Here is an 8,359-nt window from a genome sequence, read left to right on the forward strand (position 1 = left end):
GCGCCCGAGGATCACACCACGGCGCTGGCGCTCCTGGACGAACGGCGTGTGAACCTGGCCCAGGCCCGGGTGCGCACGGTCAACCAGCTCCACGCACTGCTGCGTGACCTGCTGCCCGGCGGCGCCCCGACCCAGCTGTCCGCGGACGTGGCCGCCAAACTGCTGCGATCCGTCCGCCCCGCCGGCGATACCGAGACCGTCCGGAAGGACATCGCCCGGGACCTGGTCGCCGAGATCCGGAAACTGGACAAGCAGCTCACGGACAACGCTGCCCGGATGCAGAGACTGGTAGAGGCATCGAGCAGCACGCTGATGGACACCCCGGGCATCGGGCCGGTCATGGCCGCTCGGCTGATCGGCCGCACCGGACGGGCTCACCGCTTCTCCACCTCGGCGGCATTCGCGAACTATGCCGGTGCCGCCCCGGTGGAGATCGCCAGCGCGGACAAGGCCCGCCACCGGCTCTCCCGCTCCGGCGACCGCCAGCTCAACTCCGTCCTCCACACCATCGCGGTCGTGCAGATACGGATGCCGAAATCACCTGGACACGCCTACTACCAGCGCAAACTCTCCGAGGATAAGACGCCGAAGGAAGCGAGGCGGTGCCTGAAACGCCGCCTGGCCGACCACGTGTGGCGCGTCATGATCGCCGATGAGCGAAAAGTCAAGTCGCTCCCTAACCACGGGACTTGACAAAACACAGAGGCACCCCAGGTTCGGTAGAGATCTCAGATTGTGGTTGTGACCTGAGGTTTCGTGGATTGCATGTAGTGGTTGGTCTCGTACTCGACGGGTGGGACGTGGCCTATCTCACCGTGGAGTCGGCGGTGGCAGTACCAGTCGATCCATTCGGCGGTGGCGAGCTCGATCTGGGAGAGCGTCTTCCAGGGCCGGCCGGGTTTGATCAGCTCGGTCTTGAACAGGCAATGCCTCGGAGTTAACACGCCTCCTGCCACGTCAAGTTGATCTTTCTCGTGGTCGTTGTGGGACGTGAAGAACGAGACCTCCGTTACAGCAGTGAAGCCGACCAAGGTCTTCACTCTGAGCGGAGGTCCCGTTGCCTGACCAGTCTGGCACTTCGACGTTCACGCGCGCCGTCACGGTCGCTGCTGGCGTCTTCGCTCCAGGTCACTTGGGTGAGTTGACGCACTACCTACCCTTTGATCTGGTTGATGACGTGCTGCAGCGCACGCGTTCGGTGGAGCGAAGGCTGCGCCGGCTGCCCTCACGGGTCGGGGTGTACTTCGTCCTGGCCCTGTGTCTCTTCCCGGAGGTCGGCTACCTGGGCGTCTGGGTCAAGATGATCGCCGGACTGCGTGCCCTGACCTGGTGGGTTCCGTCGGAGAAGGCGCTACGCGAGGTCCGTCGCCGCCTTGGCCCGGCACCGTTTCGGGAACTGTTCGAGGTCGTGGCCGGCCCGCTGGCGCGTCCCTCCACCCCAGGCGTGTGCTACCGCCGGTGGCGTATGGTCGCCTTCGACGGCTGCAATTCACTGGAGGCCCCCGACAGTCTCCGTGTCCGAGGCCATCTGGGCAAGACCCGACGTCACCGAGGCGTCGAGGCTCCTGCCTCTGCTCGACCCGGGCATGCTGCTGCTCGTCGACCGCAACTTCTCCGGCGACGAGTTCTTGAACGACGTGGCCGACACCGGCGCGCAACTGGTAGCGAGGATCACTCTCCGTCGTCGGCCTGCGGTAATGAAAGTGTTGCCGGACGGCTCCTACCTCACCCGGCTGCTGGGCCGCACCTTCCGGATCACCGAGGCGGACGTGACCGCGGAATGTTCCGACGGGAGCCGTATCGGTGATCGGTGCCGGCTGGTGACGACGCTCCTGGACCACCGCACCGACCCCGCCGAACAGTTGGTCGGTCTCTATCACGAGCGGTGGGAGATCGAACGGGCCTTCCTCGCGCTCAAGGACACCCTGTTCACCGGTCGGGTCCTGCGGTCGGCCGACCCTGTCGGTCTGGAACAGGAACTATGGGCGCTGCTGACCGTCTATCAAACGATCCGGCGAGCGATGGTCGACGCCGTCGAGTCCCGGCCGGGTACGAATCCGGACCGGGCGAGCTTCACCATCGCCCTCCACGCGGTGCGGGAACAGGTGATCACCGCTCAAGGGATCATCTCGCCCGCCGATGTTTCCGGCGGTGTCACCCGGGCCGTGCTCACCGGGCTGTTGCCTCCTCGTCGCGCGCGAACCAGCGCTCGCCTCGTGAAGTGCCCCATCTCCCAGTACACCGTCACCGGGCAGACCCGCCCCAAGACCAGCCAGCGGATCACTGTCATGAGCGTCACTCTCCGCGAGGTCGGCACTCCCGGACAGGGAGAAACCGCGCGGGATGTGGGGTTCTCCTTCTGCCCGCCCTGCGTGATCTCTGAGAGCCAGATGCGACAGTGAAACTCCTCCAGCCTCCGGGTGTCTACATGACACAGGAAGACACAGCCATGCTGGTATCCGCTCTGCGGCGCGAGCATCTGTCACCCGGAGCGGAGGTACTCGACGTGGGTACCGGCGCCGTGGCGATCGCCGCCGCCCACCACGGCGCTGCCCACGTGATCGCCATCGACACGTCGGCCGCGGCGGTGCTCACGGCACGACTGAACGCACTGCTGTCGGGGCACGCGCGGGCCATCCGGGCCAGGCCTGATCGAGCGCGGCCAGAAGGCAGAGGAACTGGTGGTGATCCGTGCAGAACGGCCGTACTGAACCGGAGACCGCACCTCGGGCAGCTGCACGGCGCGTCATGCAGGAGCCGGGCGGGCCCATGCTCGTGGAGGGGCCGGTCGAAGTGGTCCAGGAGGACGGCACCATTGCCCGCTCGGACCGGCCTGTCGTCGCACTGTGTACCTGCCGGCGGAGCCTCATCTTCCCTTGGTGCGACACGAGCCACCGCGGCCGGAAGAGGCCGAAGAAAGCCCCGCCGCCGGCCTCAGAGCGGTACACGGAGTGAGGACTCGGCGCCCCGCCATGCGCCGAGCAACTGCTCCCCGAACCGGTCTTCCAACCATCCGGTGGCCCCGATACCGAAGGCGACGTCCGGTGCCAGACCCGGCTCCTCCTGGAGCAGACCGGCGACGACCTCATGCCGTACGAGCTGCTCATGCACGGCGTCGGCCTCCACATGCTCCGCGTAGAAGTGGATGGCCGCAGGCCCGGCACCGGCCCGCTTCAATGCCTGAGCGAGACGCCGCGACCCTGGTGGCGATGTGGTCTCCACTGAGGCGAAGTGACCGACCAGCGCACCACGGTGTGAGCGGTGGAGTCCAAAGAGTGACATGAGGTTGACGGTCGCGAGTATCTGCCGAGAGTCGGCGTCGAGGTAGCGCCCGTGCGAGGTGTCCAGGTTGAGGTCCGCCATCAGATCGGCGAACAGCTTCGAGTGGACCTGTTCCGCCCGTCCCGCTCCGAATTCGTCGTACTCCACAGCGGCCATTCCTGCCTTGGCCCGGCCCGTCAGGCGAGGGATCACCCACACGTGCGGATCGGCCTCCTTGAGGTGGTAAAGCGAGCGGTGGGCGGCGTACTCACGCAGATGCCACAGCTCGCCCTCGTCCCGCAGGAAGTACGACACGCCGTCGGAGTCCGACGGCTCCAGAACGAGTTCGTCCAGCGCCAGACCGACGTCCTCGGCCACCGGCACGTCAGCGCGCAAAGCTGCCATGAACTCCCGCTCCAGCGCGGCACGCACCATGAGCAGTTCCGGATCCCACTCCCAGGCGCCGTCCACACCGTCGAAGCCGCGGTAGTGCAACTCGTAACAGAGGTACAGGGCGAGTTGGAGGTCGTCGTCGTACGGTCGGTCCCCGCCACCAGGTGTATGTCTGGCAGGCTGCGCCGACCCGGTTCCCGGCCGAGTGCCTCGAGACAAACACCCTCCTCAGCGCCTCGTATACCGAGCGCGCACCGCCCCGCCGCCAGCTGCGTCGATTGGAGCCAGACAACACTTGCTCCCCTAAACGGCGACCCGCCCTTGTTCGGAGCGTGGCAGCGGGTCAGTGCGGCGTGTCTTTCTTTCAGTGCTTGAAGGTATCCTTGCCCTTCTCGACGACCTGCTTCACTTTACCCTTCACCTTTTGGGCCCTCCCCTTTCCCTCCAGCCTTTCGTTACCCACGGCCCGCCCGACCGATTCCTTTGTTTTCCCCTCCGCGATTTTGCCAATGTTCTTGGACTTCTTTCCGATACCCATTTCGTTCTCCCTGACGTCATTCAGGTGGTGGCAGCAGAGTTCCGAGAGGTCCGAGATCCAAGTTGAGATCTTGCATGGAAAGGTCGTACCGAGAGCACAGCTCAATCATACGACTGTGCAAAATCATCAAAGTTGCTCCGAGGCGCTCTTCCTGTTCCTCAGTGAGGTCTCCTGCGTCGACCCGCTGGAGGGCTTGGCGTTCCATGAGCTGTCGTAGCAGCTCGACGAGTGTGAGTACGAGTTTGATCAGGTCCCGTTCCACCGTGTCCGGGGCGGTAGTGATCCGATGGGCCGGCCTTCGCGCCTCCGTACCGCCCCGGGGCAGGATGTCCTGCGGCACTGCGGGCAGCATGCGGAAGGCGCGGGCGGCGGCATCGGCGATCTCGTCCAGGCGACTTCCGGGCGGACGGTCCTTACCCGACATGGTCGTCTCCTATGGGTGCTGAGATGGCATGCCACGGGGAAGGATTCTGTTCGCTGATGGAGACGATCAGCGCGCGCAGCGATATGCGTACGAGGTCGATATCGGCGATGGAGAGCACGACGTCACCGGTGAGGACCACGCCTCCGCTGAGCAACCGGTCCAGCAGGTCGATCAGTGCGATCTGCCGTTGCGGCAGCGGCTCCTCCGGCGGCTCCTCCGGCGGCTCCTCCGGCCTGCCCGCCGTCCTCACGACGTGGCCCTCTTCAGAGGTTCGGCTTCGGTGAGGGTGGCGAAGGAGTACGGAGCCCACGGCCCCGTGACTTCGACGCGTACCCCGGGTAGTCCTTCTGAGGCCTGCATGACATCGGCGCGAAAGTCTTCAGCCTGTTGCAGCGGCACAAGGTAGGCGTCGTTGATGACGTTCTCTCCCGGCCCGCGGGCGAGTTCGCCTTGCTGCGGCCGGTGCTGGACGCGATCAACCGCATAAGCGCGGGCGGCGGCCTCGACCCGCTCGGCTGCCCGTCCGGCGTCCCGATAGGCGTCTTCGCGGGCGTGCCGCTGTGCTCTGCGCTGGCTGAGGTAAGCCCGCCCGGGGCTCAGACCCGCATCTGCGGGTGGGCCTGCTGGCCTATCGGCCTCGGCGGCCGCTTCGACATAGATCTTGACGCCCCACTCCACCTGCGCTGCCAGGTCGGTCAGTCTGCCGGCAAACGCCTCGTGGCGGGCCCGGAGCATGAGCCGCACCCGCTCGTCGTCGAGGTATACCGTTGCCAGACGCAGTGGCAGAACGGCGGTGCGGGCGGCCAAGGCCTCAATCACCCGGTGATGGGCGCGGGCCACTGACTCCAGCCAGTCCAAGTCCTCAAGATGCGCTCGCAGCGCGGCTTCTTGGAAGTCCCGCTCGGGTACCGGGCTCACGGCGACGACCACATCGTCGTTGCGCCCTACACGCACTAGATTCACCGGCGCCTCCGCCACTCCAGGGAGCCCGGACAGAGCTCTTTCCAGCAATCCGTCGGCGTCCCGTGCTATGGCGTACGCGTAGGAGATCGTGGCGGTCATGGCTCGTCCCACCTCTCGCTGCGGGGGCTGGGCTCTGCCCGTTTGGTGCGTGCGGTGCGGCGGGGGGCCGCGGCGCGGCTCTCCTCGTCCTTGGCCGGTGGCAGCTCACGGCCCTCGCGCAGCGCCGTGATTTCAGCCTGCAGCCGTTTGTTCTCCTCGGCGAGTGAGCGGCCGTCGTTGGCGCGTGACGACAGTGAGGGATCGTGCTCCCACCAGTCAATGCCCATTTCCTTCGCTTTGTCCACCGAAGCGATCAGTAGGCGCAACTTGATGGTAAGCAGTTCGATGTCCAGGAGGTTGATCTGGATATCGCCTGCGATGACGATGCCTTTGTCCAGGACACGCTCCAGGATGTCGGCGAGATTGGCCGAGGAGCCCTGGCCATACGGGGCGGACCTGGACGGGAGGTCGCCCAACCTCCTGGCGACGGGTTCGGTCACGGCTGCTGCACCCCAATTCCCTGGTGTCCCGTTGCTTCGACGGGAGCGCGTGGCAATGCACCCGTTCCACCGGCTGCGCGATCAGGTATCGACGCCCTGGACATGGGCCCTGATCTCGTCCAGCCGGTCCAGCAACTCGTCCTCGCGCCGGTCGAAGGTTTCCTCGTCGATGTCTCCCGCCACGAGCGCGCGCTCAAGTGCGGCGAGTTCCCGTTCGACGGGTGCCGGGTCGTAGTACTCGTTCTCCGCGGCCTCGACGACGCGCTCCATGACCCAGGCCACGCCGCGCACCGGCGCCAGCGGAAGAGTCGCGAGTTGAGTCAGCAGTCCCATGAGGACTCCTTAGACAAAGCTGTAGGCGGGCAGCGGCCCGACCAGTCGCAGGTCGAATTCCTCGCCCAGTTTTTTGGCGATATCCACTTCCGCGCCGAGGAAGGACTTCTCGTTGCCCCGCTCCACGAGGAAGGACACATTCAAGAAGTCGTTCCCGGTCGGCTGCGACGAGCGTTCTTCCCGCGCGAATCCGCGCAGCGCATCGAGGACTGCGACGGCGAGCCGATCCTGCCGCGCTTGCACTTCTTGGGAGACCAGCTCCCCGAGGGCGAGCGGCAGTTCCGGGCTGCTGCGGCCGCTTCTGATCTCCTCGTTGAGCTCGCGCGCCTCGTCGGACTCCTGAAGGATCTGGCGCAACAGCGCATCCTCGTCCTGGGCGGCCTTCAGGTGGTATTCTGCGCAGCCCTCCAGCGCCCGCAATCGTTCGCTGTAATTATCCGTGCCGTCCTCCAGGACCGCTCGTACAGCGTCGTCGTCCACGGTGGTGAAGCCGAACTGCAGCGGCAAGACGGTGCCGTCGGCCATCAGCTGTTCCTGGACGGCCTGGTGCGCGCTGAGGTCTCGGCGTTTGGGACGCAGCTCCTCGGGCGCGTCGCTGACGACTGCGGACAGCATTTCGGTGCGCACCGTGCGGAGGGTCGCAGGCGGGTCCCCCACCCCGTGGAGGTCGTCCAAGCGCTGCGGATGGGTGGCCAGGACAATGGAATACACGTATACGGCCATGGTTCACTCCTCGCGGCGTCGGGCGGCAGGCCGACGCCGCGGCCGCTCCCGCCTTTCCTCGGGCTCCTTGCGCTTTTCTGACTGCTCGGCCTCCTCGTCGTCATGCCCTCCCTTCAGGGCATCGGTCAGCACGTCAGCGGCCCCACTCAGAGCACCCTTGGCTTTCCCATGCGCACTGCCCTCGGTCACCTCGCCGACCAGGTCGGTCAGCTGAGACGGAGCCTTGCGACCCTCCTCCAGGTCGAGGCGGTTGCAGGCCTCCGCGAAGCGCAGGTAGGTATCCACGCTCGCCACGACGATGCGGGCATCGATCTTGAGGATCTCGATGCCCACCAAGGACACACGTACAAAGACGTCGATCACCAGGCCGCGGTCCAGAATCAGCTCGAGGATGTCGTAAAGGTTCCCCGACCCTCCTCCGCCGGCCCTGGAAATGGTTCCTCCGCCCTGCGGCACCATGGTCATGGTGCCTCCTTTCAGCAGCTCACACGCGGCTCCGGACGAGGCCGCTTCCGTTCGTCCGGCGAGCGGCGCAGCAGTGGCATTCCGGCCCTAGCCACGCGGGTCGATCTGGCTTCGGGTGTAGCGGCGGATGCGCTCGTACGCCAGCAGCTCGCCTTCCTCGTCCAGCGTCACCCGGTAACTCGCCATCACGCTGGTAGTACCGGGGATACGCTCCAGCTCCAAAACTTCCACGTCCGCCTGCCAGCCGCCCTCCGTCGGCTTCACTGCCGAGACAGACTCGGGCGCTCGCCCCAAAAGCTCCTGGAGCTGCTCAGCCGCATACCGCATGGCCCGCGGGGCCGAAACCCGGCGGGCCGCACGCTTCGTTTCGCTCGTGCGGCTGCTGGCCCGTCCGGTGCTGGTTCTCCTGGCGGTCTTCTTGACGGGCTTCTCGCTGGACGGACGCCGGACGCGCCCTGTCTCGTCCTCTTCGCCTACGGCCATGTTCCCGCTCCGGAATCGGAGACGACGTAATGCCCGCGTCGCCTTCACAAGACGCCGTTCCATGATATACGGCCTGGGCCGACCGCATCTCGGAGCTCGCACATTGCTTCAGCGCCGGGCGCAGCCTCCCAGGGCAATACACCTAGTACTCCAGTGCGGTTTCGTGATCTATCCAGCAGGTTCGTGGGCGGATCGTCGTCGGTAGTGGCTGTGTCGGGCTGTTGCCTGGTGGCGTCT

At 66.1% G+C, this 8,359-nt stretch carries 14 protein-coding genes and 2 pseudogenes; 5 read left to right on the forward strand and 11 right to left on the reverse strand.

What is annotated here, in order from left to right:
• On the forward strand, positions 1 to 693 hold a 693-nt coding region (locus ACFYXM_RS36485; RefSeq protein WP_389296081.1), incomplete at its 5' end, for a transposase.
• Between the two features lie 35 nt (positions 694 to 728).
• Here ACFYXM_RS36485 and ACFYXM_RS36490 read toward each other — a convergent pair.
• Positions 729 to 944, reverse strand: a complete 216-nt coding sequence (locus ACFYXM_RS36490; protein ID WP_389296083.1) for an IS3 family transposase — start codon at positions 942 to 944, stop codon at positions 729 to 731.
• A 233-nt stretch (positions 945 to 1,177) separates the two neighbouring features.
• On the opposite strand from ACFYXM_RS36490, the pseudogene ACFYXM_RS36495 reads away from it, so the two are divergent.
• The 4 genes and pseudogenes from ACFYXM_RS36495 to ACFYXM_RS36510 all read left to right on the forward strand — a co-directional run.
• Positions 1,178 to 1,345, forward strand: a pseudogene (locus ACFYXM_RS36495) (transposase domain-containing protein); the annotation flags it as partial.
• A gap of 169 nt (positions 1,346 to 1,514) precedes the next feature.
• Positions 1,515 to 2,402 carry a transposase gene (locus ACFYXM_RS36500; RefSeq protein WP_389296084.1) on the forward strand — a complete coding sequence of 296 codons (888 nt, stop codon included), beginning with the start codon at positions 1,515 to 1,517 and terminating at the stop codon, positions 2,400 to 2,402.
• A gap of 47 nt (positions 2,403 to 2,449) precedes the next feature.
• Positions 2,450 to 2,572: pseudogene (locus ACFYXM_RS36505) on the forward strand (methyltransferase); the annotation flags it as partial.
• Positions 2,573 to 2,769: 197 nt separating this feature from the next.
• On the forward strand, positions 2,770 to 2,955 hold the full coding sequence (locus ACFYXM_RS36510) for a CDGSH iron-sulfur domain-containing protein (RefSeq protein ID WP_389296086.1): 186 nt from the start codon (positions 2,770 to 2,772) through the stop codon (positions 2,953 to 2,955).
• Here ACFYXM_RS36510 and ACFYXM_RS36515 read toward each other — a convergent pair.
• The 10 genes from ACFYXM_RS36515 to ACFYXM_RS36560 all read right to left on the reverse strand — a co-directional run bounded on the left by ACFYXM_RS36515 (position 2,935) and on the right by ACFYXM_RS36560 (position 8,122).
• Positions 2,935 to 3,873: an iron-containing redox enzyme family protein gene (locus ACFYXM_RS36515; RefSeq protein WP_389296088.1), complete on the reverse strand. Its 939-nt coding sequence runs from the start codon at positions 3,871 to 3,873 to the stop codon at positions 2,935 to 2,937. The two genes, ACFYXM_RS36510 and ACFYXM_RS36515, sit on opposite strands and share 21 nt — an antisense overlap.
• 145 nt (positions 3,874 to 4,018) lie before the next feature.
• Complete coding sequence (locus ACFYXM_RS36520; protein ID WP_389296091.1) at positions 4,019 to 4,192, reverse strand: CsbD family protein; 174 nt, start codon at positions 4,190 to 4,192, stop codon at positions 4,019 to 4,021.
• 16 nt (positions 4,193 to 4,208) lie between these two features.
• The gene (locus ACFYXM_RS36525; RefSeq protein ID WP_389296093.1) at positions 4,209 to 4,616 is read right to left on the reverse strand and encodes a gas vesicle protein K; all 408 of its coding nucleotides are present in this window, start codon (positions 4,614 to 4,616) and stop codon (positions 4,209 to 4,211) included.
• A complete protein-coding gene (locus ACFYXM_RS36530; RefSeq protein ID WP_389296095.1) occupies positions 4,606 to 4,866 on the reverse strand; it encodes a gas vesicle protein in 261 nt (86 codons plus the stop codon). The genes ACFYXM_RS36525 and ACFYXM_RS36530 overlap by 11 nt, the downstream gene beginning before the upstream one ends.
• Positions 4,863 to 5,678 (reverse strand): GvpL/GvpF family gas vesicle protein, encoded by an 816-nt coding sequence (locus tag ACFYXM_RS36535; RefSeq protein ID WP_389296097.1) that lies wholly within the window; start codon positions 5,676 to 5,678, stop codon positions 4,863 to 4,865. The genes ACFYXM_RS36530 and ACFYXM_RS36535 overlap by 4 nt, the downstream gene beginning before the upstream one ends.
• A complete protein-coding gene (locus ACFYXM_RS36540; RefSeq protein WP_389296098.1) occupies positions 5,675 to 6,118 on the reverse strand; it encodes a gas vesicle protein in 444 nt (147 codons plus the stop codon). The genes ACFYXM_RS36535 and ACFYXM_RS36540 overlap by 4 nt, the downstream gene beginning before the upstream one ends.
• 81 nt (positions 6,119 to 6,199) lie before the next feature.
• Complete coding sequence (locus ACFYXM_RS36545) at positions 6,200 to 6,451, reverse strand: gas vesicle protein GvpG (protein WP_259930026.1); 252 nt, start codon at positions 6,449 to 6,451, stop codon at positions 6,200 to 6,202.
• 9 nt (positions 6,452 to 6,460) lie between these two features.
• Positions 6,461 to 7,174, reverse strand: a complete 714-nt coding sequence (locus ACFYXM_RS36550; RefSeq protein WP_389296100.1) for a GvpL/GvpF family gas vesicle protein — start codon at positions 7,172 to 7,174, stop codon at positions 6,461 to 6,463.
• 3 nt (positions 7,175 to 7,177) lie between these two features.
• Complete coding sequence (locus ACFYXM_RS36555) at positions 7,178 to 7,639, reverse strand: gas vesicle structural protein GvpA (protein ID WP_389296103.1); 462 nt, start codon at positions 7,637 to 7,639, stop codon at positions 7,178 to 7,180.
• An 87-nt stretch (positions 7,640 to 7,726) separates the two neighbouring features.
• On the reverse strand, positions 7,727 to 8,122 hold the full coding sequence (locus ACFYXM_RS36560) for a gas vesicle protein (protein WP_389296105.1): 396 nt from the start codon (positions 8,120 to 8,122) through the stop codon (positions 7,727 to 7,729).
• Between the last annotated feature and the right edge of the window lie 237 nt (positions 8,123 to 8,359).

Origin of the sequence: Streptomyces sp. NPDC002476 (assembly GCF_042889785.1) — a bacterium.
Classification (GTDB): Bacteria; Actinomycetota; Actinomycetes; order Streptomycetales; family Streptomycetaceae; genus Streptomyces.

Coding starts and splice junctions, on each gene's coding strand:
- ACFYXM_RS36510 (WP_389296086.1), top strand. CDS start 2,770: ATGCTCGTGGAGGGGCCGGTCGAAGTGGTCCAGGAGGACGGCACCATT.
- ACFYXM_RS36520 (WP_389296091.1), bottom strand. CDS start 4,192: ATGGGTATCGGAAAGAAGTCCAAGAACATTGGCAAAATCGCGGAGGGG.
- ACFYXM_RS36525 (WP_389296093.1), bottom strand. CDS start 4,616: ATGTCGGGTAAGGACCGTCCGCCCGGAAGTCGCCTGGACGAGATCGCC.
- ACFYXM_RS36535 (WP_389296097.1), bottom strand. CDS start 5,678: ATGACCGCCACGATCTCCTACGCGTACGCCATAGCACGGGACGCCGAC.
- ACFYXM_RS36545 (WP_259930026.1), bottom strand. CDS start 6,451: ATGGGACTGCTGACTCAACTCGCGACTCTTCCGCTGGCGCCGGTGCGC.
- ACFYXM_RS36550 (WP_389296100.1), bottom strand. CDS start 7,174: ATGGCCGTATACGTGTATTCCATTGTCCTGGCCACCCATCCGCAGCGC.
- ACFYXM_RS36555 (WP_389296103.1), bottom strand. CDS start 7,639: ATGACCATGGTGCCGCAGGGCGGAGGAACCATTTCCAGGGCCGGCGGA.
- ACFYXM_RS36560 (WP_389296105.1), bottom strand. CDS start 8,122: ATGGCCGTAGGCGAAGAGGACGAGACAGGGCGCGTCCGGCGTCCGTCC.